We start from the raw sequence: 23,998 nt of genomic DNA, 5'->3' as shown, positions 1-23,998 counted from the left end.
GGGTCTCGGTTCGAGACCCTGAGGTTCGCTGTTGTTTCTGCACAGTCATCGCGTTCGGTCCTTGTACGGGTAGGACGCCGCCGGCGCGAGGCGTGCTCGCGCCGGCGGTCTCGTCCGATCAACCGACCAGTTGGGTCGCCTGCTCCTGGGCGCGGTCCAGCGCGGTCTTCAGGTCGACCGTGCCCTGGAGCGCCGCGATGACGTTCTGCACGACGATCTTGCGGATGTCCGGCGTCTTCGCTTCGAATCCCAGGACGATCTGGGGCAGGCTCGATTCGGTGAGGTCGTCGAACACCTTGAGGAACGGCGTCTCCTTGAGCTTTTCGGCGCTTCGCTGGGTGACCGTCGCCACGCTGCTCGCGCCGAGGATCTCCTGCAGCTTCACCTGGTTGGCCGGCTCGAGCGCCCAGCGGATGAAGGTGGCGGCCGCCTCCTTCGACGGACTCGCCTCGTTGATGACGATGGGCGCGAGGATCGCACCCTGGCTGCGGACCGGGAACGGGATGGGCGCGACGCTGAAGTTCAGATCGGGGTTCTGGCCGCGGGTCGCGGTCACGTAGCCACCGTTGTTGAGCTCCATGCCGACCTTGCCCTCGGCGAACATGCGGCGGAACGTCGCCGCGTCCGCGCCACGCGGGATCACCTTCGCGTCGTACAGGTCCTTGTACGCCTGCAGGCCCTTGAGGTTCTCGGGCGAGTTGATGGTCAGGTTCTTGCCGTCCGACCACTTGCCGCCGAAACCGTAGACGTAGTTGAAGATGTCCTGCCAGACACCGGCCTCCTCGGCCTCCGTCTGGCGGAACGCCAGGCCGTAGACGTCGCCCTTGGTCAGCGACTTCGCCGTCTTGACGAACTCCTCGTAGGTCGTCGGCGGCTTCGGGATCAGGTCGGCGTTGTAGAACATCGCGTAGTTCGACGCCTCGAAGATGATCCCGTCACGCCTGCCGTTGTGGACCATGAACTGGTCCGGCTGCTTGAGCAGGTCATACTTGCTGACGTCGATCAGGTCGTCGAGCGGCGCGATGAGGCCGGCGTCCGAGGCGGCCTCGAACTCGGGCATGTCGAAGCGGATGAGGTCGGGCCCCTTCCCGCTGCCCATCTGGGTCAGGACGGTCTGGCCGAAGGTCGGGTACGGCACCGCCGCGGCGGACACCTTGATCGCGCTCTGGCTCTTGTTGAAGTCTTCGAGCCACTCCGTGAGCAGCGGCCCGCGACCGGGGTCGCCGAACGTCGAGGCGGCGAAGGTCAGCGTGGTCACGCCGCCGGATCCGCTGCCGGAATCACTGTCAGAGCCGCAACCACTCAGGAAGGCGACGGCCGTACAGATGAGACTGGTCGCCACAGCCAGGCTACGGCGAACGCGATGTTGCTCCATTAGTTACTCCCATTTCCAACCGTTCGTTCCCCCCGAAACGCCGTTTTCTGCAACGATCGTAGCGACATGTGCAACGCTGTCAAGAAGTGCACGGTTGCGTGCCCTATGCTCTACATTGCGCATAGTGCAACGCAGGGAGGGCAGTAGTGGCACAATCCATCCAGCGTGCGATCAACCTGATCCGGGTGGCAGCGGAGCATCCGCTGACGCTCACAGAGGCCTCGGACGTGCTCGGCGTCCACAAGTCCACGGCTTTGCGGATCTTGCAAGCGCTCGAGGCCGCACGGTTCGTACGCAAGACAGGAGCGGGGACCTACGTGTTCGGAAGCGGGCTCATCGAACTGTCCGAGCTTGCGCTCAGTTCGATGGACCTGCGCCAGCTCGCGTCCGCGCATCTGCGCCGGCTCCAGCGGCAGACGGGCCATACCGTCCACCTGGCGCAGCTGACCGGCGACGAGATCATCTATATCGACAAGGTCGACAGCCCCGCGTTCGACGCGGTGAAACTACCGTCTCGGATCGGCCGGGCCGTCTCACTCTATGCGAGCGCCGTCGGAAAGGCGATCCTCGCCTACCTCCCCAGAGAGGACCGCGATCGCCTGCTCGCGCACGTCACGTTCGAGCGGCACACCGACACGACCATCACCGATCGCGACTCCTTCGAAGCCGAACTCGCCCAGGTCCGCGAGCAGGGCTGGTCCGTCGACAACGGCGAGCACGACGCCTACGTCATGTGCGTGGCCGCACCGGTCAGGGATTCCCGGGGCAAGGTCGTCGCCGCCGTCTCCGTCACCGCGATCGAGGTGATCGAGACCTTGGACCAGTTGAAGGAGAAACTTCCGCTGGTGCTGGAGACCGCGGCGCTGATCTCGGAAGAGGCCGGATACACGCCGGAGCCGCCGTCGGCGAGCTGAGTCGCGGCCTGTGGAGCATTTCGAGGTGCCGTCGGCGTTGGCCTGACACGCCGACTTCTCCCAAGACCTCCCCAGGCCGCGGGCTCGGATCGTTCGGAGGCCTTGCCGTGGCGTCCCCGCAGGTGAGAGGCGCCACGGCAAGGCCTCGCCGGATCGGCGGGATGAATCAGATCAGTCGACGGTCACCTGCGTGCTCTGTGATGCGTTGAACAGTTTGTCGCCCGGGTAGCGGGCGACGACGGGGTTGTCGAGAAGCGCGCGGTCGACGGCCTTGCGGAAGGTGGCGACACCGTTCTTGACCGGCGCGGATCCGAGGTGGGTGTCACCGGCGTAGAACTCGACCTTGCCGGTCGGGGAGGCGACGTTGGCGGTCACGGCGCCCACCGCGGCGGTCGCGGTGAGCCTGACGTTGTGGGAGTTCCCGGCGGGCGCGGCGGTGACGTCCAGGCCCGTCGTGGTGGTGCGGAACGCCACGTCACGCAGATAGAAGTCGAGCATCGGACGCCAGACATGCCAGGTGTGCATGCCGTCGACGTAGTACTCCTTGATCTCGACGCCGGCGGACCGCAACGCCTCGGCGCGCGTGTGCAGGCTCTGGGCACTGGTGCCGTCCTGCCGTCCGGTGCCGAAGAGGAGGCCGCCGGGCACCGTCTTCAGGCGGTCGATCTGCGCCTGCGAGGCGGCCGGCCCGCCGATGCTCCAGGCGGCGTCGTAGGCGAACAGGTCGGTGTTGTCGTACATGATGGTGAACGCACGACTCCCGCCCGCGGAGAACCCGCCGAACGCGCGGTCCTCCGGCCGGGTCGAGACGTGGTAGTTCTGCTCCACGAACGGGATGACGTTGTTGCGCAGCTCGTCGGCATACCCCTGATTGCCACCGGGCAGGCCGTTGAAGTCGGTGGACACGACCACCATGGGCTGCGCCACGCCGTCCTTGATGGCGTTCTCCACGATGTGGTGGGCCACGCCCTGCATCGTCCAGGCGATCGAGCTGTCCCCGGCGCCGTGGCTCAGATACAGCGTGGGGTAGGGCGTCGCCCGGTTGGGGTCGTAACCGTGCGGCGTGTAGACGACGATGTCATGCACCCCGGCCGGGTTGGTCGACAGCGGCGACGGATACCGCCGCGACTCCAGTTTCCCGGCCTCATGGGCTTTGACCGGCGCCTGGTAGCCGTTGTCGTAGGTGGGGAACTTCTTGCTGCCCGGCACGTAGATCGTGCTGCGCACCGCACCCGGCGCGCTCGGGTACTGGGGCTGCACTTCCCACCGGTTGGCCGGGTCGTCGTGCAGGGCGCAGCCGGTGGCCTCCACGTCGGTGCAGTCGTGGGTGAAGGCGTAGCGGAACGTTCCGGCGGGTAACGGGACGGTGATCTCCCATATCCCGTCGGCGCCGAGTTGCATGGGCAGGATGCGCCAGGGAGTGGCCGCGGTGTCGCCCGGCTGCCACTGTGACGGCGCGTGGTTGTCACCGACGTTGTCGGGCTGAGCGAAGAACCAGTCACCGTAGATTTGCACGCTGTCGACACCGGCGGGTGCCTGGTATCGGAACGTCACCGCGTACCCGGTCGGGGGTGCGTCGGTTTTGACCAGGGTCGGCCCCAGCGGCTTCGCCGGTGCCGCCGAGGCCGGAGGCGCCGACACCCCCACTCCCGTCACTGCGGCCGCGACAGTCAGGCCGGCCAGAAGCGACCTCAGCCTTCTACCTCGTTGGGTCCTCGGCGAACGATGGGGATAGGCGACCTGCACGTTGCTCTCCCTCCGAGAGTGAAATGTGGTCAGACGTAACGAATCGGACCTGACCGTTGCCGTGATCGTATGTGGGCACTCAACGATGTCAAGAGAAAATTGCATATGAGGTTTCAGGCGTTGCAGCATACGCAATGCAGCGCGCCCCGCTCGATCGGCAGCAGGTCCTCGATCTGCACTGACCGCGACGAAGCCACGACCCGGCCGAGATCTTTAGCCTAGTCCAGAGCGACTTTCATCTATTGACTCACAAAGTTTGCTCATGTTAGCGCTATCTTTCGCTGCGCCCGAAGGTTATGGTCGGCATTCAAGACCCGGACACCTGCGTCATATGGACCAACACCCCCAGTTCACGCCGTCCCCCCACAACTGACAGCGAGGTGACCCTTGCCTGTGCTGCCCTCGTCCCATCGGGGCGCTCGACGGGGCCTGATCACGCTTGGCCTCGGCACGCTGACCACTCTTTCCGGGCTTCGCCTCTCCGCGCCCGCGGCCGGCCCCGCCCCGGACAGGGCCGTGCCTCACGTGTCCACGGCGACCGGATCAAGGAGAATCGATTGAGATCGCGACAGCAAGGATCGCGTCGCAGACCGGGCCGAACGGGGAGAGGTGTCGCGGGCCTGGCGCTGGGTGCGCTTCTCTCGGTCTCGCTCGCGGCGACGCCTTCACAGGCTGCCGAGGAGCAGCTCGACGAGGGCCTGGTGCACCACTTCGCCCTCGACGAGACCAGTGGGACGACGCTGGTCAACTCGGGTAGCGCGGGCCCGGCGGCGAACGCCACGCTCGTGCATCCGGAAAAGGCGACCTTGACCGGCGATGGAGTCAGGTTCAACCCCGACTCTTACGAGAGCGCACTCGACGGTGCGTACGTGGCTCTGCCGGACGACATCACCGCCGGCATGTCGAACCTCACCGTCGACTATGACGTGTGGATCGACCCGGCGAACGTCGGCGAGCACCAGATGTGGAGCTTCGGCGCGAAGTCCGGCTCGTGTGACGCCGACACCGGCGCTCAGGGCTCCATCTTCGCGTCCAACACCCAGCGGTTCCGCATCGCGGTGGGTTCGGCGAACCTCCAGCAGAATCGGGTCCGCATGCCCGAGGGAGCCTGGACGCACGTCACCTACACCCAGTCGCTCAACGCGAACGGCGCGAGCTGGACCGGCCGGCTTTACCTCGACGGCGTGCTGCACGCGACGGCGACGAACCTGACCACACCGCCGTCGCTGAACGCCGCGGGGACCAACTGCAACTTCCTCGCCCGCTCGCAGACGTCGGGCCACTACTCGTTCCGCGGAACGATCCGGGATTTCCGGGTCTACGACCGGGCAGTGAGCCTCGACGAGACACTCGCCCTGGCGGAAAGGACCGTCTCCGATGGCGTGCGCGCCGACGCCGAGGCCATCGATCTCGGTCTGACCAGCGCGATCGTACGCGACATCGTTCTGCCCAAGGTGGGCTCCGTGGCGGGCTCGGCCATCACGTGGACGAGTTCTGACCCGTCGGTCGTCGAGGTCCGCACCCCGCCGGCCCTCCCCAGCGCACGCAAGGTCGCGGTGATCGGCAAGATCACCCGGCCCGCGCGGGGACGGCCCGACGCGACGGCCACGCTCACGGCGACCGTCCGCAAGGGCGCCCAAGAGGTCACCACACGGGAGATTCCCATCGTGGTGAAGGCCGAGTTCGACGACGCGCAGGCGGTCGACCGTGACGCATCCGACCTGACCCTGCACGCCGCCGACCACGTGCGGGGAAACATCGACCTCCCCGCCACCGGCGAGTTCGGCTCCGCGATCACCTGGAAGTCGACCACCGACCTCATCACCCCGACGGGTGAGGTGACCCGCCCCGCCTTCGGCCGTGCGGACGTCGACGCCGTCCTGACGGCGACCATCACCAAGGGCTCGGCCTCGAAGACGAAGTCGTTCCCGGTGACCATCACCGCCATGCCCCGGTCCGAGGAGTACGAGCGGTACTTCATGGGGTACTTCAAGGGCGAGGGGATCGCCGACGGCGAACAGATCATGTTCGCGACGTCCAACGGGAACACCGCCCTGGACTGGACCGGTCTGACCGGAGGCCGGCCGTCGCTCATCTCGCAGCTGGGCGACCAGGGCCTTCGTGACCCCCACATCGTCCGCTCCCCCGACGGCGACACGTTCTACATGATCGCCACCGATCTGAACTGGTACGACCAGGGCGGATACGCCATCAACGACACCCAGTACATCGAGGTGTTCGAGTCGCACGACCTCGTGCACTGGACTCCCCAGCGACACGTGAAGATCGCGCCCGACAACGCGGGCAACGCCTTCGCACCCGAGTCGCTGTGGGTCGACGAGATCGGCGCCTACGCCGTCTTCTGGGCACAGTCGCTGTGGAACGACCCGGTGAACCGCACCGGTCAGGGGAACGCTCAGATGTGGTACGCCACGACGCGCGACTTCCAGACGTTCTCGGATCCGCAGGTGTGGCAGAACCCGGCCCCGCTGTCACGGATCGACACGACCGCCATACGCGTCGGCGACTACTACTACCGCGTGACGAAGAACGAGGCCGGCAACCAGGGCTCGGACATCTTCTCGGAGAAGCACACCGACTTCCTGGACAGCGACATCGACCACTGGACGTTGGTCGCTCCGGCTCTGGGGCGCACGACGTGGGTCGCCAACCAGGGGTACGAAGGGCCGATCATCTTCAAGGCCAACCCCGGCGACACCTCCTGCCCCGGCCAGTTCTACCTCTGGGGTGACCGGTACACGAACGGCGGCGGATACCAGGCCGCATGCCACGAGAACATCGAGGCTCCGACCTGGAACGCCAAGGCGCTCACGATGACCAACGCGGGCGTGGCCCGTCCGCGGCACGGCACCGTGATCCCAATCACCCTCCGCGAGTGGAACGACATCCGCGGGATCCCGAACAGCGACGTCACGACCACCACCGAGGTGGCTGTCGAGCCGTACGCGACCGGGGCCCAGACGACCACGGCCACCGCCACGGTCGAGGCGGCCGACGGGTTCGAGACCGGCGGTCAGGTGCGGTTCAGCGTCGGCTCGTGGTCGAAGCTCGCCCACCTGAAGGACGGCACGGCCACGGTCACGCTGCCGGCGGATCTGCCTGCGGGTGCCCGCACGGTGAAGGCCGAGTACCTCGGCTTCGACTACCTGAAGGCATCGGAAGGCACGGCGTCGTTCCAGGTGCCGTCCGGCCAGAACGCCGTCAAGGTCAAGGCGAAAACCGCGCCCGCGTCGGTCGTCCGCGGGAACACGTTCGCGCTGGACGTGACCGTCGGTCCGGCGGGCGGGCAGAAGAAGAACGCTCCGACCCCGACCGGCGAGGTCACCGTCACCTTCGGCGGCACCGTGCAGGTCGTGCCGCTGGCGGACGGCGAGGCCGTCGTCACACTGCGGACCGCCGATCTGCAGCGCGGGGTCTACCCGGTCCACGTGGCCTATTCCGGCAATCCGACCTACCGGCCCCACGCCGCCGACTACCAGAAGTTGACGGTGCGATAGCCGGCGAGTGGCGGGCCGGCGACCTCGTCTCGCCGGCCCGCCACGAGCGCCCTGTGCGGGTCGGCGACCACGGCGTCTATCGTTCCCGGCATGAAGGTCTGTTCCATCGCCGCTCCGGCCTCGGCGGAGGAGGCGGAGGCGATCCAGGACGCCCTGCGGCCCAGGCTGGACCTGACCGGCCCGGGCCCCCGCGACCCCGCCCTGGTGGCGGGGGTGGACGTGGCCTACGCCGGCGACCTGCTGGCCGCCGCGGTCGTGGTGCTCGACGGGGCGAGCCTGGACGTGGTCGAGCAGGTGACGGTGCCGGGACGACCCGCCTTCGGCTACGTGCCCGGCCTGCTCGCCTTCCGCGAGCTGCCCAGCCTCGTCGAGGCGCTGGAGCGGCTCACCGTCACGCCCGACCTGATCGTCTGCGACGGGTACGGCCTGGCGCATCCCCGGCGGTTCGGCCTCGCCTGCCACCTCGGGGTGCTCACCGGCCTGCCCACGATCGGCGTCGGCAAGACGGCCTTCGTCGGCTCCTTCGAGCCGCCCTGCCGGGAGCGCGGCTCGTGGAGCGAGCTGCTTCTGGACGGCCAGGTGGTCGGCCGGGTGCTGCGTACCCAGGACGGCGTGAAGCCGGTCTTCGTCTCCGTCGGCCACCGGGTCGACCTCGACACCGCCTGCCACGACGTGCTGGCCCTGACCCCGCGTCACCGGCTTCCCGAGACGACGCGCGCCGCCGACCACCTGTCCCGTTCGGCGCTGAAGGCCGCCCTGGCCGGCTCCTCCGCCATCACCTGACCGTGGCCCACGCCCCGGCCCGGGTCAGGAGGCGCCTTCGGCCAGGTGGCGTTCGACGGTGGCGACCTTGGCGTCGAGCCTGCCCTCACCGGCGCGGGCGTCGGCCTTGAGCACCAGGCTGACGCGGGAGCAGCGGGCCTCCACGGCGGCGACCGCGTCCTTGACGACGGCGAGCACCTCGTCCCACGTCTCGCCCTCGATGGTGGTGAACATGGCGTCGGTGCGGTTGGGCAGCCCCGACGCGCGGACCACGCGCACCGCCTCCGCCACCATCTCGCCGACGTCCTCACCGGCGCCGATCGGCGTGACGCTGAACGCGACGAGAACCGACATGGAACCTCCTCGGAGATCGCATCCCCGGCCACGCTAACACCCGCCACCGGGCGGCGGCGGGCGCGGGGGTCACGCCCGGGTGGTGCACTCGCCCGTCCTGTGGCGGGCGGCCGCGCGGGTGTGCGCGCCGGTGAGGAGAGCGCGCACCTGCTCGGCGGTGCCGTCGCCGGGGTTGAGCACGCAGACCCACGACTGGGTGGCGTACAGGGGATGCGGCAGGATCCGGTCGGGCACGCGGTAGTCCAGCGCCTCGTGGTGGTCGGCGTGGGCGGCCGGCGGATAACCGAGCAGCTCCTCGAACACGGCGCGGCCGACCCCGATGTTGACCCGGAACACCCCGGGCCGGTTCAGGTCGGAGGCGGTGTCGAACCCCTCGTAGTCCTTCACGACGATGGTGGCGAAGGGCATCTTCCGGTTGGCCGGCTCGTCGTCGGGGTCGTAGTAGAAGAAGGTGTCTCCCCATGCCGCCTGCGGGGCGCCGTTGTCCTCCGCGGCGGTGAAGGCGACGACACCCGGCAGGCCGGACACGAATGCGATGACGTCGTTCTCGGTCACACGAGGTCCTTTTCTCGCTGGATTCCTCCTTCAAGTTTCTCATTCAAGTCCTTTATAAGGCTTTTCCGGGAAATCCGCTGACGACCGTGCGTCAACCCTCAAGTCGGGGGTGGAACCTCCGCGCTCAGCTCCGGGGAGCCCGCACCACGGCGACGGGGCGGTGCGCGTGGTGCAGGACCGCCCGGCTCACCGAGCCGAGCACCGCCGCTCCGACGGCGCCGCGCCCGCGCGACCCCACGACGAGCAGGTCGGCCTTCTCCCCCGCCTCCACCAGTGCGGTGACCGGATGCCCGCAGACGGCCCGCATCTCGGCGGCGACGTCGGGATACCGGTCCCGGTGGGCCCGCAGGGCCCCCGCCACGTAGTCCTCCTGGGCCTTGCGCACCTCGTCGACGTCGTACGCGATCTCGGGAGCGAAGGGGTGCACGGGAAGCTGCCAGGCATACACGGCGAGCAGGCGGCAGTCGCGCAGCCGCGCCTCCTCGAACGCGTAGGTCAGAGCGGTGGCGGCCTCGTCGGAGCCGTCGACGCCGACGACGACAAGCCCGTGGGGCGCCGACACCCCGGCCCGCACCACGACGACGGGGACGTCGACCTGACCGGCGACGTGCATGCCGACCGACCCGAGGAGCATGCCGGTGAACCCGCCGTGGCCCCTGCTGCCGATCACGATCTCCGCGGCGTTCCCGGCCTCCTGACGCAGCACCCGGGACGGGTCGCCCTCGATCATGGCGGTGGTCACGCGTACGGCCGGGTGGGTCTCGCGCACGGCCTGTTCGGCCTCCTCCAGGATCCGCCGGCCGGCCCGGTCGAGCTGGTCCTCGATCGGGATGGGATAGCGTGCGATCTCGTACGGCAGGCGGTCCACCGCGTGGACGATCCGCAGCGGCAGGCCCTTGCGTGCCGCGTCGCCCGCTGCCCATTCCACCGCGGCGGCCGCGGGGCGTGATCCGTCGGTGCCGACGATGACGGGTTCGGCCATGGCTCCTCCTTGTGCTCCTGCCTCCATCCGACCGCCCGCGCGACGTCCGGGGCAGGGCCGCTGGTCCCCGCCCGGCGGGACCTTTCTCCTCCCCGTGTCAGGGTTCATGGGCGGGCATGACGCGGCCGGCTCGCGCGGCGACGAGGCGCGCGCGCCGGCCGGAGGTCGGGAACGGAAGCCGGGAGCAGGCCCGAGAGTCAGGAGCAGAACTCAGGAGCAGGTGAACCCGCTCGCCCCCGGTGAGGAGGGGCCGGACGCCTGGAAGCCGAAGCTCGCCGACGCGCCGGGCGCGAGGTTCGTCGCCCACGAAGGCGCCTTGGCCGTCCAGCGGGTGCCGCCGGCGGTCACGGTCGCGCTCCAGCCGCTGACGAGGCTCACTCCGGACGGCATGTCCCAGGTGACCGTCCAGTTCTGCCAGGTCGTCGTGCCGGTGTTCTTGACGGTGACGTTCGTCGTGAAGCCGTCCTGCCAGGAGCTGGCCACCTGATAGGTCACCTGGCAGGTGCCCGGATTCGCCGACGGCGACGGGCTGGGGCTGGGCGACGGGGAGGGGGACGCGGAAGGAGAGGCCGACGGCGACGCGGACGGGGACGCCGAGGGCGAAGGGGAGGCCGAGGCAGACGCCGACGGCGACGGGGACGGCGAGCCGCTGGGCGTGGTCGTGGTGTAGCTCGCCGCGGTGTAGTCCGCGCCGCACTGCGATCCGCAGGACGCGGGCAGGGAGAAGCTGTAGACCCGGCCGCCGTTCAGCAGCGCGTCGGACGCGTCGCGCACCCGGATCTGGAACTGCGTCGCGCCCTGGGTGACCCCGCCGATGATGTACGACTGGCCCATGTCGGAGTTCATCTGGGCCTGCTTCCAGGTGCCGTCGGCGTAGTACTCCACTCCGTGGATGCCGTTGGGCAGGTGGGAGACGGCGATCGCGGGCCACCACGCCTGCGCGCCCTTCATGAACCCGATCCTGATGTCGCCGCTGTAGCCGGGCGCCGGGACGAACGACCAGGTCACGTGGCGGTTGTTCCAGTGGTTCGGGTACATGTCCCCGACCGGCGCCCCGTTCTTGACGAACTTGTTGAGCGACGGCTTCGACAGGTCCAGGTGATACCGGTCGTCGCGGCACCAGCCGTTGGAGTCGCCACAGCTGTCCGCGACGAGCATGGTGAGCGTCGCGCCGTTGTACGCGTCGGAGACCCACGAGCCGTTGCGGCAGAACGCCTGGCCGGGCGCGCCGTCGTTGACGCCGGTGCAGTAGTCGGAGATCGTCACCTGCACATACCGGCCGCAGTTGAGACCGTTGTTCCACAGCCCGGCCTTGGACGCGTTCGCGCCGGTGAGCGGCCGGGGGTAGAAGGAGTAGTCGCCGGGCGTGTCGTACACGTTGAGCGCGACGAAGTCCTGCGAGTCCAGCTCCGACTGCGGCAGCCCGCAGCCGCCGTACGGCGAGCCGAGGGCGTCGAAGTAGGTGGCGCTGCCGGTCACCGGCGCGGGCGGATCGTCGACGGCGCCGGCGGGTGACGCGGCGGGCCAGGCGGTGAGCAGCACCGCGGCGACGGCTGCCGCCCATATGCGGCGTCGGACGGAGGTTGGGCGGCCGGTCATCGGGCTCCCTGCGCTTACGGTCGGGCGTGGGACGCGCAGATCGTGGCGCGGGGCGATGGCCCGGTCAAGGCATGCTCGCGGGTCGGCCCGGTGAGCTGGGCGATCCTCAGTGAGTGCCTGCAACTTTCAGCAGCACACCAAACCGAAGACGCGCGTGATGCACACCGAGGCGCGCGCCCGGCTGACCGGGGTGTCCTCGGGGTGACCGCCGCCGCGGCGCTCAGCGTGACTCGTGCAGCCGCGCCAGGTCGCTCTCCATCTTGGCGATGACCCGCTGGTACCCCTCCCAGCCGTACAACCGGAACAGCTCGGACTTCATGCGGAGCGTCTCCTCCTGCACCGCCTCTGGACCCTGGCGGCGTAGGGCGTCGAGTGCGAGACGCGCCTGCCTCTCCCGCTCGGTGGTTCCGGCGAGATCCTCGCGTCTCATCTCAGGAGTAGGCATGGGGCTCTGCCCTCCGGGTCTGGACGAACGGTGCCTACACCTGACGCGCCTCGACGGCCCTAGGTTGACCGCTGTGAGAAAAACTTTGAAACATGTGCGTACCGGCCGGTAGTGAGACCGGTTTCGCCGATGACCGGTCAGGGCGCCTCGCCGCCGGGGACGTCGACCGCGATCTCCCCGCCCAGCCGGTGACCCCCGCTCAGCGCCAGGTTGTCGCCGCTCCAGAACCTCCCCGGGTCATACCAGTTGGGACGGCGGTCGGCGGGCAGCAGGCCCATCGCCTCGTACGTCACGGCGACGACCTCGGCACAGTAGGCCGTCTCCAGCGCACGATCGATCGCGCCCTCCCCCGCGCCGTCCTCCGTACCTCCACGGGCACCTTCCGCCGCGCCGATCCGCGCCGCGCGGCGCAGCGAGGGCAGCCGCCCGCGCAGCCAGCGCCCGGCCAGGCGGGCCGTGGACGGGAACGGCGTGCCGTCCAGCCGCGCGATCGTCCGCAGGACGGCATCCTCCATCTCTCTCGTGGCGGACGGCTCGAGCTGCCGCAGCCAGGCGCGCTGGCCGTACCTGGCCGCCCAGACGCGGACCGCGTCGCGCAGGTCGTGCAACTGGACGCCGCGCTGGTGCGTGCCCGACCACATGTCGGGCAGCGACCGGCCGAGCTCGGCGTGCCACATGAGCGGCGGCAGGTCCTCGATGACGACGGCCATGCCGACGTGGTTGACCGGGCTGTTGGTGGTGACCTGGATGGCGCGGTCCGGTGCACTGCGTCCGCGGAACACCCAGACGTCGCCCGTGCGGGCTAGTTCGAGCGCTTTGTCGAGACTTATCCGCGTATGAGCCACGGCAGTAGCCTAGGCACATGCGCTGGTGGAAGATACTCGGTCTGGCGGCCTTCGCGGGGGTCGCGGCGACCGGTGTCGTGATCGCCCGGGCCGAGCGGCGGCGGCGTGCGTACACGCCGGAGGAGATCCGGGAGCGCCTGCGTGCCCGGCACGCCGAGGCCGTCGCCGCGGCGGAGCAAACCGGGATCGCCGCTCAGCCGCCGCGGTAGGCGTCGACGCCGAGCTTGACCGCGACCGCGAGGCCGCACAGGGCCGCGGCGATCCGCAGCGTCTGGCCGGGCAGGCGGCGCGCGACCGCCGGGCCGAGCCAGCCGCCCGCGAGGAACCCCACGGCCAGCGGGCCCACCGCCGCCCAGTCGACCGGGCCGAGCAGGGCGAACCAGACGGCCGCGACGGCGTTGGCGAGCGCCGAGACGATGTTCTTCACCGCGTTGACACCCGCCGCCGGCCGGTCGAGCGCCGCCGCGAGCACGGCGAACATGATGATCCCGCCCGCGGCGCCGAAGTAGCCCGTGTAGACGGCGACGCAGAAGACGCCCGCGCGCAGCGCCAGACCGCTCTCCCCGCCGAGGCCCACCTGCCCGGGACGCTGCGGGCGCAGCAACAGCAGCAGCGAGGCGCCCGCGATCAGCCACGGGGCGACCATCTCGAACGTCCGCGACGGCGTGACCAGCAGCAGCCCGGCGCCGGCCGCGCCGCCCAGCCCGGCGGCGAGCCCGAGGCGGCCGAGGAGACGTCCCTGACCTGCCAGCTCGGGCCTCGACCCGGCCGCCGCTCCCACGCCGGTGAAAAGCAGCGCGACCGTGTTGGTGACGTTCGCGGCCAGCGGCGGCAGGCCGAAGGCCAGCAGCGCGGGGTACGACACGATCGTGGCCAGGCTCACGACCGTGCTGACGACTCCTGCGACCAGGCCGATCCCGGCCAGCTCCAGCACGTCCACAAGCACAGAGGCACCCAACCATACGGATTTCGGACGACCGCTACCGGCCTCCTCCTCCCGGCGCCCGGCGTCCGTCAGAGGGCGGGAAAGCGCAGCACCCAGCGGCGCTGCCAGGGTGTCTCCACGGCCCGCGGGTGATATTCGGCCCGGGCCCAGGCGACGGCCCGGTCGGCGGGCAGGCCCGACAGGACGGCCAGGCACGCGATCACGGTGCCGGTGCGCCCGACTCCCCCGCCGCAGGCGACCTCGACCCGGCGGCCCGCCCGCGCGTGCGCGTGCAGCTCCCGGATGCGGCCGATCGCGTGCTCGTGGTCGCGGGGCAGGAGGAAGTCGGGCCAGTCGATCCACTCGTGCGGCCAGGTGAGGGCGTGGTCGTGCTTGTCCCTGAGCCGCCGGCCGCCCAGGTAGAGACCGTGGTCGGGCAGGGCGCCCGGCGGCGTGGGCCTTCTCAAGCCGCGGCCCCGCACCGGGGTGCCGTCCGGGAGCCGGATGGCGCCGGGAAGATCATCGATGGCCATGCCTCATCCTCCCCTCCGAGGTGGCGGCCTTGCAGGCGATTTCCGGGCTCATCCGGACGCGAGGTCGAACTCAGCGCCGCTCCAGCCACTCGACCCGCCCCGCGAGCTCGCCGTCCACCGTGACGGCGAGCATGTTGTCGGCTCCCGCCAGGAGCCCGCGCGTGCGCAGCGCCTCGCGCAGCGCGATGGTCGGAGTGAATCCGAACCACTGGTGCGGGGTCGCGCCGCTCTCGCTCTGGAAGGCCGCGTCGAAGGCGTCCAGGTCGGCTTCCGTGACGGCCGAAGGGCCAGGTGGTCGGGCATCAGAGACGCCCTTCCTCACATGTCGTCCGAGTGACGGCGGCCTCGCGCCGTGGCGTTCCCGTGGCCGCTCCGGCGGCACGCAGGCGCAGCCCGAATCATGCCATTCCGGCCCGTCCCCAACGCCGTCCGGCCGTCCGCGCGAAACCGGAGAGCGCTCTCCACCTCGTGCTATAAATGGCTGCATGAGCACCGATCTCCCGCGCACGTCGGGAGCCCCCACGCTGGAGGATGTCGCCCGTGTGGCGGGAGTTTCCCGGGCGACCGTCTCGCGTGTGATCAACGGGATCCGCAACGTCGCGCCGGACATCCAGGAGGCGGTGCACCGCGCCATCGAGACGACCGGCTATGTGCCGAACCGGGCCGCCCGCTCGCTCGTCACCCGCCGTACGGGGGCGGTCGCGCTGGTCGTGTCGGGCGCGGGCGACGCGAAGGGCGGCGAGCCGTTCGAGTCGCGCGTCTTCGCCGACCCGTTCTTCGGCCGGGTCGCCAGCGGCGTGGTGGGATATCTGCGGCCCCGGGGCATCCATCCGGTGCTGATGCTCGCGGACTCGGCGCAGACCCGCGACGACGTCGTGTCCTACCTGCGGCAGGGCAGCGCCGACGGCGCGCTGGTCGTCTCGACGCACGCGGAGGACCCGCTGCCGAAGCTGCTGGTGGACGCCGCGCTGCCCGCCGTGCTGTGGGCGCGGCCCGCCCGGCCGATCCCGATCAGCTTCGTCGACCTCGCCCACCGGGCCGGCGCGGCGCTCGCGGCCGACCGGCTGGTGGCGCGCGGCTGCCGCCGGGTGGCCACCATCAGCGGCCCCTTCGACGTGCCCGCCGCGCAGGACCGGTTGTCAGGGTTCCAGGAGGCCATGGCCGGGCACGGCCACCCGTACGTGCCGGCCGTGGAGGGCGACTTCATGCCCGCGAGCGGAGAGGCCGGCATGCACCGGCTCATCAAGGAGCACCCGGACATCGACGGCGTCTTCGTCGCCAACGACCTCATGGCGCAGGGCGCGCTGCTCGCGCTGCGCGACCTCGGGCGCCGGGTGCCCGAGGACGTCGCCGTCATCGGGTTCGACGACAGCGCCGCGGTGACCTGCCGCCCGCCGCTGACGACCGTGCGCCAGCCGATGGAGGACATGGCCGCCGAGATGGCCCGCCTGCTGCTCGCGCACGTCGCGGACCCGGACTTCCAGGTCACCTCGGTCATCGTGCAGCCGACGCTGGTGGTCCGCGAGTCGGCCTGACGGACCACCGGCGCCGCGTCCGTCACGCCACGCGCAGCCCCTTGCTCGCCTTGACGATCTCGGCGTAGCGGTGGCCGCTCGCCTTCACGGTCCGCGCCTGCGTCTCGTAGTCGACGTGCACCAGGCCGAACCGCTTGTCGTATCCGTACGCCCACTCGAAGTTGTCCAGCAGCGACCACGCGAAGTAGCCCGCCACCGGCGCACCCTGTTCGATGGCCCGGCCGCAGGCCGCGATGTGGTCCTCCAGGTAGGCCAGGCGCTCCGGGTCGTCCACCGTCCCGTCGGGGCCGACCGTGTCGCGCCAGGCGGACCCGCTCTCGGTGACGTACAGCCGGGGCGCGGCGTACTCGCGGGCGAGGCGCACCAGCAGACGCTCCAGACCGGTCGCGTCGACCTCCCAGCCCATGGCCGTGGTCGTCGCCCCCGGCACCTCCAGCTGCCGCGCGTACGGCACGGGCCCCTCGGGGTCGGCCGTCACCACCTGGCGGAAGTAGTAGTTGACGCCCAGGTAGTCGAGCGGCGCGGCGATCGTCTCCAGGTCGCCCGGCCGGATCGGCAGGTCGACGCCGTACACCGCGAGCATGTCCTCGGGGTAGCCGCGGCCGGTCACCGGGTCGAGCCACCAGCGGTTGACGTGCCCGTCGAGGCGGCGCGCGGCGGCGTGGTCCTCCTCGCCGTCGGTCGCGGGGTCGATCGGGCTGAGGTTGTTGACGATCCCGATCGACGGCGTGAGCCGCGCCGCCGCCCGTACGGCCTGCACCGCGAGGCCGTGGCCGAGGTGGAGGTGATAGGAGGTGCGGACGGCCGCTTCCAGGTCGCGCACCCCGGGGGCCATGGAGCCCTCCAGGTGGCCGTGCCAGGAGCAGCACAGCGGCTCGTTGATCGTCGTCCAGTCGGCGACGCGGTCGCCGAGCCGTTCGGCCACGACGGCGGCGTAGTCGGCGAAGCGCTGGGCCGTGTCGCGCTCGGGCCAGCCGCCGCGGTCCTGCAACGCCTGGGGCAGGTCCCAGTGATAGAGGGTCACGAACGGCCGGATGCCGGCGTCGAGCAGGGCGTCGACGAGGCGGTCGTAGAAGGCGAGCCCGCGCGGGTTGACCGGTCCCGTGCCGTCGGGCACCACGCGGGGCCAGGCCACCGAGAAGCGGTAGGCGTCCAGGCCGAGCTGTCCGAGCAGGCCGACGTCCTCACGCCACCGGTGGTAGTGGTCGCAGGCCACCTTCCCGGTGTCGCCGCCGTCGATCGCCCCGGGCACCTCGCAGAAGGTGTCCCAGATCGAGGGCAGCCTGCCGTCTTCGAGGGTCGCGCCCTCGATCTGGTAGGCCGAGGTGGCGACGCCCCAGACGAAGTCGGTGAAAGCGGTTACATCGGGGACATGGCCGCGCTGCGGCTCCATTCGCTGGTTCTCCTTGATTCGGGGGTATCGATTCGGGGGTGTCGATTCGGGGGTGTCGATTCGAGGGTGATGGATCACGGAAGGGTCACTTGACGGCGCCCGCGGTGAGCCCCTGCACGAGGTAGCGCTGCAGCAGCAGGAACCCGGCCACCACGGGGACGCTGACGACCAGGGAGGCCGCCATGATCTGGTTCCAGTAGACGTCGTTCTCGGTGGCGTACCCCTGGAGGCCGACGGCGAGGGTGCGGCTCGACTCGTCGGTCATGACCGACGCGAACAACACCTCTCCCCAGGCGGTCATGAAGGCGTAGATGGCGACGGCCACGATGCCGGGGGTCGCGGCGGGCAGGACGACCCGCAGCAGTGCCCCGATAGGGCCGCTGCCGTCCACCTGGGCGGCCTCGTCCAGCGCCGTCGGGATCGAGTCGAAATATCCGGCCAGCATCCAGATCGAGAACGGCAGCGAGAACGTCAGATAGGTGATGATCAGCCCGGTGCGGCTGGCGTACAGCTCGACCCCGATCGCGGTCCCGAGGTTCACGTAGATCATGAACAGCGGGAGCAGGAAGAGGATGCCGGGGAACATCTGCGTCGACAGCACGGTGACCGAGAAGATCCGGCGTCCCGGGAAGCGGAAGCGGCTGATCGCGTACGCCGCGAAGATCGCGATGAGCACCGAGACCAGCGCGGCCACCGACGCCACGATCAGGCTGTTGGCGAAGTAACGCGCCAGCGGGACCGTCCGCCACATGTCGGAGAACGGCCGCAGCGTGATCGTCGTGGGGATCCAGTGGAAGTCCCCCTGCACGTCCTGCAGCGGCTTGATCGCCGAGGTCAGCATCACGTACAGCGGGGTCAGGGTGAACAGGCCGAGCAGGCCGAGGCCGGCCCACCGCGCCCACGGCAGCCAGCGGGGGTCACGCATCGCTCCTCCTCCGGGACGTCGCCACCAGATACACGGCGGTCACCACCAGCAGGAACAGCAGGAGCAGCACCGACATGGCCGATCCCGAGCCGAAGTTCCAGGTGACGAACGAGCTCTGGTAGATGTGGATCGAGATCAGGTCCGCCTCGTGCGGCGCCGACTTGCCGAACAGCACGTACGGCGTGTTGAAGTCGTTGAACGTCCACAGGAACAGCACCAGGACGAGCACCTGGTTGACGGGGCGCAGCATGGGCAGCGTCACCGCGCGCAGCCGCCGGCCCCAGCCCGCGCCGTCGATCGCGGCCGCCTCGTACAGGTCGCCGGGGATGTTCTGCAGCCCGGCCATCAGCACGAGGAAGGCGAACGGCCACGACCGCCAGACGCAGACCACGATGAGGGACCAGAAGCTGTTGGACCCGATCAGCCAGAACGGCCGCTCGCCGAACAGGTGCAGCTGGTCGACGAGCACGTGGTTGACCAGCCCCGAGTCACGCTGGAGCAGGAAGCTCCAGGTGATCACCCCGGCGTAGACCGGCAGGGCGTACGGCACGAGGAACAGCGCGCGCAGCACGGCCCTGCCCCGGAACGAGCCCTGCATGAGCACCGCGCCGCAGATGCCGAGCAGCCACGACAGCCCGACGGTGAGCAGGGTGAACACGACGGTGACGAGGAACGAGTGCAGCAGCGAGCGGCCGACCGCGCCGTCGAAGTCGACGGCGACGCTGTAGTTGTCCAGCCCCGCGAACGGCGCGGCCGACCAGTTGCGCAGGAAGAACTGGGTGAGCTTCAGGAAGCTCATCCCGATGCCGATCAGCATCGGAATGAGGTGGACGAGCAGTTCGAGCAGCACGGCCGGGAGGATCAGCAGGTAGGGCAGGGCGGCGCGGCGCACCCGCACCGGCACCCGGTCCGCGAGCCCCCGCCTCCGGCCGCCGGGAGACGGAGGTCTCCCCGGAGAAGAAGGCGTTTCCGGAGACGTGGAGCCTCGTGGCGACGAAGGCTTTTCCGGGGGTGCGGGCCTGCGTGCCGCGCCGGGCCGGGACGCGGTGGACGACGTGATGGACGACGTGATGGACGACATGGCGGACGACATGGCGGACGACATGGCGGACACCGCAGCCGGATCCGGTGCGGGCTCCGCATGGGGGGAACGCGTGCCGCCCGATGCCGTCCTGGTGCGCCCGGCAGGGGCATCGGTCAGGGTTTGGCCGTCTTCTGCCCCGGCCACCTCGGCCGGGCACAGCGAGAAGCCGTCCTCTTCAGGGGACGGAGGAGTCACGGACTTCCTCTCGATGTCGAGGGTCTGCGTCGGGGCGCCGGGCGGAGGCTCCGCCCGGCGCCGGGTCACCGGGCCGCTCAGCCGCCCATCTGCTGGTCGGCCTCGGTCAGCTTCGCCTTGACGGCATCGGCGGTGACCGGCTTGCCGCTCGCGACGTCGGCGAACAGCTGGTTCATCGCGTTGCCCACGAGCGTCTCGAACTGGCTCTCCTGCGCCACCTGCGGCAGCGGCGCGGCCGTGCTGGACAGGATCTGCTGGAACGTCTTGATCGTCTCGCTCTCGAACGCCGGGTCGTCGTAGGCGTCCGTGACGGTCGGCAGCGAGCCGTACGCCTTGTTGAGGTTCTGCTGGGTCTGCTTCGACGTCATGAACTGGGCGAACTTCAGTGCCCCGTCCTTGTTGGCGGCCGTCTTGAACACGGCGAGGTTGATGCCGGCGACCATCGCGTTGACCTGCTTGCCGCCCTGCGACGGGTCGGGCAGCGGGATCGGGGCAAGGCCGTAGTCGTCCTCGGTCCAGCCGGCCTGCTTGAGCTGGGTGGCGATCGACTGCCACATCAGCATGCCGGCCTTGCCGGAGACGAAGTCCTGCACCGCCTCGGTGCCGTTGGCATACTCTGCGTTGCTCGGGTTGACGATCTTGTGGACGGCCATCAGGTCGAGGTACTGCTTGATGGCCGCGACCTCCTGGTCGGAGTCGAACTGCGGCTTGCCGGAGGCGTCGAACAGCTCCGCGCCGTGTTGCTGGCCGAAGATGAAGGCGTGGTGGGAGTTCTCGCTGACGCTCGCGCCCTCGACCGCCAGGCCCCACTTGCCGTCCTTGGTCAGCTTCTTGCCGTCCGCGATCAGCTCGTCCCAGGTCGCCGGCGGCTTGTCGATGCCGGCCTCCTTGAACATCTTCTTGTTGTAGAAGAGGCCGTAGGTCATGCCGTAGATCGGCACGGCGGTGGGCGGCTGGCCGGGGGCGCCGGTCGCGGCGAGGCTGGGGCCGAGGAAGCGCTCCTTGCCGCCGAGCGTCTTGAGCAGTGCGTCGTCCCAGGGCACGAACGCCCCGGTCGCCTGCAGCGAGGCCGACCAGGTGTTGCCGATGTTGACGACGTCCGGGCCCTTGCCCGACGTGGTCGCGGCGAGGATCCTGTTGAGCAGGTCGGCCCACGGGACGACCTCCAGGTTCACCTTGATCCCGGTCTCCTTGGTGAACCTGTCCAGCTCGGGCGTGAGCACCTCCTTGTCGTTCTCCAGGCTGGTGCCCTGGTTGGACGCCCAGTAGGTGATCGTCTGGGCCGCGCTCCCACCGGCCGAGCCGGCCGTGGACGACGAGTCGTCGGCGCCGCAGGCCGTCGCGGCGAGCACGAGGGCTCCGGTGACGGCGAAGAGATATGGCTTGCGTCTGCGCACGGGTGTTGTCCTCACTCTTGCGGTGCGACCGCCCGCCCGTGAGGGCGGGGCGGCCTGGGGGGTGAACAGTCCTCACGCCGGTGACGGCCCGGTTCCGGACGGCACGAGCCGTCACAGCGCACGCCGATGAACTGCGCGCGTCGTGGCAACGCGTGCCGACGAACAGCGCGCCGTCACAGCGCGGTCCTGCGGCAGCACTGCGGACGGCCCCGCCGCCGCGGGAGTCGTCCCAGGTGAGGGGGTGCCGGCCAGGCGAGCACCGGCTCTCCTCACCGCCGTCGGCTTGGAGAGCGCTCTCCAAGCAGGAGAGTGTCGCGGAAGGCGGAGAGTGTCAAGGGGCGATCCTCCGCCGCACCCGCACGGCCGACCGGCCCGGTTCGGTTTCTCCTAGATGACCTGCAGGTTTCCCCGGTGTTGAGCGCCGGCCTTGACAGGGCGGCCGTCAGGCTTCACGCTCTGGGAAAGCGCTCTCCCGTCCGCTGTTCCCGCTGTTCCCTCTGTTCCCGCTGTTCCCGCTGTTCCCGCTGTTCCCTCTGTTCCCGCTGTTCCCGCTGTTCCCGCTGTTCCCTCTGTTCCCTCTGTTCCCGCTGTTCCCGCTGTTCCCGCTGTTCCCTCTGTTCCCGCTGTTCCCGCTGTTCCCACATCTCCGCTCGAAGCTCTCCGCAGCTCCACCGAAGAGGGGCCGCCGTTTCCCCACCACACGCCGGGCACGTCCCCGGCCATCCCGGCCGCCGGCCGCAGCACCGCCCCGCCCGGCCGTACGCGCCCGTCCGCAGCACACGTGACCCGGCTCGATGCGTCGAGCCGGCGGCGGCAGGTGCCGTACGTCCGGATCGGGCGCGGGGTTACGATCAAGAAAACGGACGGATCAAGGGGGAGCGGCGATGACGCGAGGGACCAGGCCGTGAGGGCAGCCCGGCTGCACAAGGTGGGCGACATCCGGCTGTCCGAGGAACCTCGCCCACAGCCCGGGCCCGGCGAGAGCCTCGTGCGGGTCACCGCCGTCGGCCTGTGCGGCTCCGACCTGCACTGGTATTCCGAGGGCGGCATCGGCGACGCGGTGCTGGACGATCCGCTCGTCGTGGGGCACGAGATCGCCGGAGTGATCGAGGGCGGCCCACGTCACGGCACGCGGGTCGCGGTCGATCCCGCCATCCCCTGCGGCCGGTGCGTGGTGTGCGCGACGGGATATGGCAACCTGTGCCCGGACGTCCGCTTCGCCGGGCATGGCACGCTCGACGGCGGCCTGCGCGAGTATCTCGCCTGGCCCGACGACCTGCTGCACCCGCTGCCCGACGCGCTCTCCGCCGCGGATGGGGCCATGCTCGAACCGCTCGGTGTGGCGATCCACGCCGTGGATCTGGCACACGTGGGGCTCGGGGCGCCCGTCGCCGTCGTCGGCTGCGGGCCGATCGGGCTGCTGGTCATCCAGCTCGCCCGGCTCACCGGCGCCTCGACCGTGATCGCCGTCGATCCCCTGCCGCACCGCCGCGCGGCCGCCCTGCGGCTCGGCGCCGACCACGCCCTGTCCCCGGAGGACGCGGGACCGGCCGCATGGACCGATAGCGACGGGCTCGACGGCCTCGGCGTACGGGTGGCCTTCGAGGTGGCGGGCAACGACGACGCGGTGCGCACGGCCATGACCGCGGCGCGGCCCGGCGGCCGGGTCGTGCTGGCCGGCATCCCCGACGAGGACCGCACGTCGTTCCCCGCGTCGCTGGCCCGGCGCAAGGGCCTCACGCTCGCGCTGGTCCGGCGGATGAACCTCACCTATCCCCGGGCGATCCGCCTCGTCGAGAACGGGTCCGTGGACGTGTCGTCCCTGGTCACCGACCGCTTCCCGCTCGCGGCGACGCCGGACGCCTTCTCAGCCGCCGTGTCCCGGCGCGGGCTCAAGGTCGTGGTCGAACCCACGCCCGCCGCGCCCTGACGCCGCAAACCGGGCAGACACGGTCGAGTTGCCAGTCACGCCGACGCTGCCGCGACGACACGCGGGATCGCGTCGGCTCGCAGGTCGGGCGATCTCATCGACTGAGGAACTGGTCGTACCCGAGCTTGGCGACCAGGGCGGCAACCACGCACAGCAGGACGACGCGGACGAACCCCGCTCCCCGGTTGAGCGCCATGCGCGCGCCGATCTGCGCTCCGGCGATGTTGCAGACGGCCATCCCCAGGCCGAGCGCCCACACCACGTGGCCCTGCGCGGCGAAGACGACGAGCGCCCCGAGGTTGGTGCCGGTGTTGACGACCTTCGCCGTGGCGGACGCGTGGACGAAGTCCATCCCGAGGATCGAGGTGAACGCGATGAGCAGGAACGTGCCGGTGCCCGGCCCCACGATGCCGTCGTAGTAGGCGATGCCGACGCCCGCGACCGCGACCCCCGTCACCACCCGGGCACCCGTACGCAACTGCGGGTGGGGCAGGCGGCCGAACCCCGGCCGCAGCGTCACGAACGCCCCCACGCCGAGCAGCACGACCATCACCAGCGGCTTCAGCACGTCCGCGTCGAGCAGCGCCGCCGAGGCGGCGCCGAGGCCGGCGAAGGCGACCGCGAGCGCCGCGGCCGGCACCGCCACCGCCCGGTCGAGCTTCGTCTTGCTCGCGTAGGTGATGGCGGCCGAACCCGTCCCGAAGATCGCGGCGGACTTGTTCGTCGCCAGCGCCTGGACCGGGGTGAGACCGGCCAGCAGCAGCACCGGAAGCTGGAGCAGTCCTCCCCCGCCCACTACGGCGTCCACCCATCCGGCGGCCACGGCGGCGAGAAGCAGGAGCACCACCTGTCCGGCACCCATATGGCTCCATTCCCCCTTTTTGTATCCATTTGACGGATCCGACGAGCGAGCCTATCGGGCGGCGGGCAGCCCGGGTGGAGGGGGCGGCGACGCGGGAGGGGGCGGCGACGACGACACTGTGATC

The 23,998-nt window shown here is 70.3% G+C and carries 22 protein-coding genes; 6 read left to right on the top strand and 16 right to left on the bottom strand.

The features are described from left to right. Positions 1–118 precede the first annotated feature (118 nt). Entirely contained in the window at positions 119–1,258 is a 1,140-nt protein-coding gene (locus OHB01_RS27745) for an ABC transporter substrate-binding protein (protein ID WP_168066064.1), read from the bottom strand. Positions 1,259–1,521: 263 nt separating this feature from the next. Between OHB01_RS27745 and OHB01_RS27740 the strand changes: the two genes are divergently transcribed. Further along, positions 1,522–2,289 carry an IclR family transcriptional regulator gene (locus tag OHB01_RS27740; protein WP_142648770.1) on the top strand — a complete coding sequence of 256 codons (768 nt, stop codon included), beginning with the start codon at positions 1,522–1,524 and terminating at the stop codon, positions 2,287–2,289. Positions 2,290–2,460: 171 nt separating this feature from the next. Here OHB01_RS27740 and OHB01_RS27735 read toward each other — a convergent pair whose 3' ends face one another. Continuing rightward, positions 2,461–3,804 (bottom strand): Ig-like domain repeat protein, encoded by a 1,344-nt coding sequence (locus OHB01_RS27735; RefSeq protein WP_168066066.1) that lies wholly within the window; start codon positions 3,802–3,804, stop codon positions 2,461–2,463. Between the two features lie 788 nt (positions 3,805–4,592). Between OHB01_RS27735 and OHB01_RS27730 the strand changes: the two genes are divergently transcribed. Both OHB01_RS27730 and OHB01_RS27725 read left to right on the top strand, forming a co-directional pair. After that, positions 4,593–7,553, top strand: a complete 2,961-nt coding sequence (locus OHB01_RS27730) for an immunoglobulin-like domain-containing protein (RefSeq protein WP_168066068.1) — start codon at positions 4,593–4,595, stop codon at positions 7,551–7,553. 90 nt (positions 7,554–7,643) lie between these two features. Continuing rightward, positions 7,644–8,336 (top strand): endonuclease V, encoded by a 693-nt coding sequence (locus OHB01_RS27725; protein ID WP_142648773.1) that lies wholly within the window; start codon positions 7,644–7,646, stop codon positions 8,334–8,336. 24 nt (positions 8,337–8,360) lie between these two features. Here OHB01_RS27725 and OHB01_RS27720 read toward each other — a convergent pair whose 3' ends face one another. The 6 genes from OHB01_RS27720 to OHB01_RS27695 form a co-directional block, all read right to left on the bottom strand. Then, the gene (locus OHB01_RS27720) at positions 8,361–8,669 is read right to left on the bottom strand and encodes an MTH1187 family thiamine-binding protein (protein ID WP_142648774.1); all 309 of its coding nucleotides are present in this window, start codon (positions 8,667–8,669) and stop codon (positions 8,361–8,363) included. A gap of 69 nt (positions 8,670–8,738) precedes the next feature. Then, positions 8,739–9,224, bottom strand: a complete 486-nt coding sequence (locus tag OHB01_RS27715; protein WP_142648775.1) for a DUF6194 family protein — start codon at positions 9,222–9,224, stop codon at positions 8,739–8,741. Positions 9,225–9,348: 124 nt separating this feature from the next. Then, positions 9,349–10,206 (bottom strand): universal stress protein, encoded by an 858-nt coding sequence (locus OHB01_RS27710; protein ID WP_142648776.1) that lies wholly within the window; start codon positions 10,204–10,206, stop codon positions 9,349–9,351. A gap of 210 nt (positions 10,207–10,416) precedes the next feature. Continuing rightward, the gene (locus OHB01_RS27705; RefSeq protein ID WP_142648777.1) at positions 10,417–11,805 is read right to left on the bottom strand and encodes a cellulose binding domain-containing protein; all 1,389 of its coding nucleotides are present in this window, start codon (positions 11,803–11,805) and stop codon (positions 10,417–10,419) included. A 220-nt stretch (positions 11,806–12,025) separates the two neighbouring features. Then, entirely contained in the window at positions 12,026–12,235 is a 210-nt protein-coding gene (locus OHB01_RS27700; protein WP_142648778.1) for a hypothetical protein, read from the bottom strand. Between the two features lie 152 nt (positions 12,236–12,387). After that, positions 12,388–13,080 carry a hypothetical protein gene (locus OHB01_RS27695; RefSeq protein WP_419197596.1) on the bottom strand — a complete coding sequence of 231 codons (693 nt, stop codon included), beginning with the start codon at positions 13,078–13,080 and terminating at the stop codon, positions 12,388–12,390. 32 nt (positions 13,081–13,112) lie between these two features. On the opposite strand from OHB01_RS27695, the gene OHB01_RS27690 reads away from it, so the two are divergent. Further along, complete coding sequence (locus OHB01_RS27690; protein ID WP_142648780.1) at positions 13,113–13,304, top strand: hypothetical protein; 192 nt, start codon at positions 13,113–13,115, stop codon at positions 13,302–13,304. On the opposite strand, the gene OHB01_RS27685 is transcribed toward OHB01_RS27690, so the two are convergent. From OHB01_RS27685 to OHB01_RS27675, 3 genes are all read right to left on the bottom strand, one after another. After that, complete coding sequence (locus OHB01_RS27685) at positions 13,289–14,041, bottom strand: sulfite exporter TauE/SafE family protein (RefSeq protein ID WP_260617332.1); 753 nt, start codon at positions 14,039–14,041, stop codon at positions 13,289–13,291. The genes OHB01_RS27690 and OHB01_RS27685 overlap by 16 nt on opposite strands. A 68-nt stretch (positions 14,042–14,109) precedes the next feature. Continuing rightward, positions 14,110–14,553 (bottom strand): protein-tyrosine phosphatase family protein, encoded by a 444-nt coding sequence (locus OHB01_RS27680; RefSeq protein WP_142648781.1) that lies wholly within the window; start codon positions 14,551–14,553, stop codon positions 14,110–14,112. A 70-nt stretch (positions 14,554–14,623) separates the two neighbouring features. Further along, positions 14,624–14,875, bottom strand: coding sequence for a hypothetical protein (locus OHB01_RS27675; RefSeq protein ID WP_142648782.1), 252 nt, complete (start codon positions 14,873–14,875; stop codon positions 14,624–14,626). A 163-nt stretch (positions 14,876–15,038) separates the two neighbouring features. Between OHB01_RS27675 and OHB01_RS27670 the strand changes: the two genes are divergently transcribed. Continuing rightward, positions 15,039–16,088 (top strand): LacI family DNA-binding transcriptional regulator, encoded by a 1,050-nt coding sequence (locus tag OHB01_RS27670; RefSeq protein WP_142648783.1) that lies wholly within the window; start codon positions 15,039–15,041, stop codon positions 16,086–16,088. Positions 16,089–16,110: 22 nt separating this feature from the next. Here OHB01_RS27670 and OHB01_RS27665 read toward each other — a convergent pair whose 3' ends face one another. From OHB01_RS27665 to OHB01_RS27650, 4 genes are all read right to left on the bottom strand, one after another. Beyond that, complete coding sequence (locus OHB01_RS27665; protein ID WP_142648784.1) at positions 16,111–17,481, bottom strand: GH1 family beta-glucosidase; 1,371 nt, start codon at positions 17,479–17,481, stop codon at positions 16,111–16,113. A gap of 85 nt (positions 17,482–17,566) precedes the next feature. Next, positions 17,567–18,406, bottom strand: coding sequence for a carbohydrate ABC transporter permease (locus tag OHB01_RS27660; protein WP_142648785.1), 840 nt, complete (start codon positions 18,404–18,406; stop codon positions 17,567–17,569). After that, entirely contained in the window at positions 18,399–19,304 is a 906-nt protein-coding gene (locus OHB01_RS27655; RefSeq protein WP_260617333.1) for a carbohydrate ABC transporter permease, read from the bottom strand. Before OHB01_RS27655 ends, OHB01_RS27660 begins: the two co-directional genes overlap by 8 nt. 458 nt (positions 19,305–19,762) lie before the next feature. Continuing rightward, positions 19,763–21,082 carry a sugar ABC transporter substrate-binding protein gene (locus OHB01_RS27650; protein ID WP_142648786.1) on the bottom strand — a complete coding sequence of 440 codons (1,320 nt, stop codon included), beginning with the start codon at positions 21,080–21,082 and terminating at the stop codon, positions 19,763–19,765. A gap of 904 nt (positions 21,083–21,986) precedes the next feature. On the opposite strand from OHB01_RS27650, the gene OHB01_RS27645 reads away from it, so the two are divergent. After that, positions 21,987–23,012, top strand: coding sequence for a zinc-dependent alcohol dehydrogenase (locus tag OHB01_RS27645; protein WP_142648787.1), 1,026 nt, complete (start codon positions 21,987–21,989; stop codon positions 23,010–23,012). Positions 23,013–23,106: 94 nt separating this feature from the next. On the opposite strand, the gene OHB01_RS27640 is transcribed toward OHB01_RS27645, so the two are convergent. Beyond that, complete coding sequence (locus OHB01_RS27640; RefSeq protein WP_142648788.1) at positions 23,107–23,874, bottom strand: sulfite exporter TauE/SafE family protein; 768 nt, start codon at positions 23,872–23,874, stop codon at positions 23,107–23,109. Positions 23,875–23,998: the final 124 nt, after the last annotated feature.

This window comes from Microbispora hainanensis (assembly GCF_036186745.1).
Taxonomy (GTDB): Bacteria; Actinomycetota; Actinomycetes; order Streptosporangiales; family Streptosporangiaceae; genus Microbispora.
Note: the sequence above shows the minus strand (reverse complement) of the source record. Positions and strands in the feature narration are given on the sequence as shown.

Excerpts from the sequence above, each read along its gene's own strand:
- OHB01_RS27640 (WP_142648788.1), bottom strand. The coding sequence starts at position 23,874 with ATGGGTGCCGGACAGGTGGTGCTCCTGCTTCTCGCCGCCGTGGCCGCC.
- OHB01_RS27665 (WP_142648784.1), bottom strand. The coding sequence starts at position 17,481 with ATGGAGCCGCAGCGCGGCCATGTCCCCGATGTAACCGCTTTCACCGAC.
- OHB01_RS27690 (WP_142648780.1), top strand. The coding sequence starts at position 13,113 with ATGCGCTGGTGGAAGATACTCGGTCTGGCGGCCTTCGCGGGGGTCGCG.
- OHB01_RS27680 (WP_142648781.1), bottom strand. The coding sequence starts at position 14,553 with ATGGCCATCGATGATCTTCCCGGCGCCATCCGGCTCCCGGACGGCACC.
- OHB01_RS27720 (WP_142648774.1), bottom strand. The coding sequence starts at position 8,669 with ATGTCGGTTCTCGTCGCGTTCAGCGTCACGCCGATCGGCGCCGGTGAG.
- OHB01_RS27700 (WP_142648778.1), bottom strand. The coding sequence starts at position 12,235 with ATGAGACGCGAGGATCTCGCCGGAACCACCGAGCGGGAGAGGCAGGCG.
- OHB01_RS27670 (WP_142648783.1), top strand. The coding sequence starts at position 15,039 with ATGAGCACCGATCTCCCGCGCACGTCGGGAGCCCCCACGCTGGAGGAT.
- OHB01_RS27725 (WP_142648773.1), top strand. The coding sequence starts at position 7,644 with ATGAAGGTCTGTTCCATCGCCGCTCCGGCCTCGGCGGAGGAGGCGGAG.
- OHB01_RS27705 (WP_142648777.1), bottom strand. The coding sequence starts at position 11,805 with ATGACCGGCCGCCCAACCTCCGTCCGACGCCGCATATGGGCGGCAGCC.
- OHB01_RS27710 (WP_142648776.1), bottom strand. The coding sequence starts at position 10,206 with ATGGCCGAACCCGTCATCGTCGGCACCGACGGATCACGCCCCGCGGCC.
- OHB01_RS27660 (WP_142648785.1), bottom strand. The coding sequence starts at position 18,406 with ATGCGTGACCCCCGCTGGCTGCCGTGGGCGCGGTGGGCCGGCCTCGGC.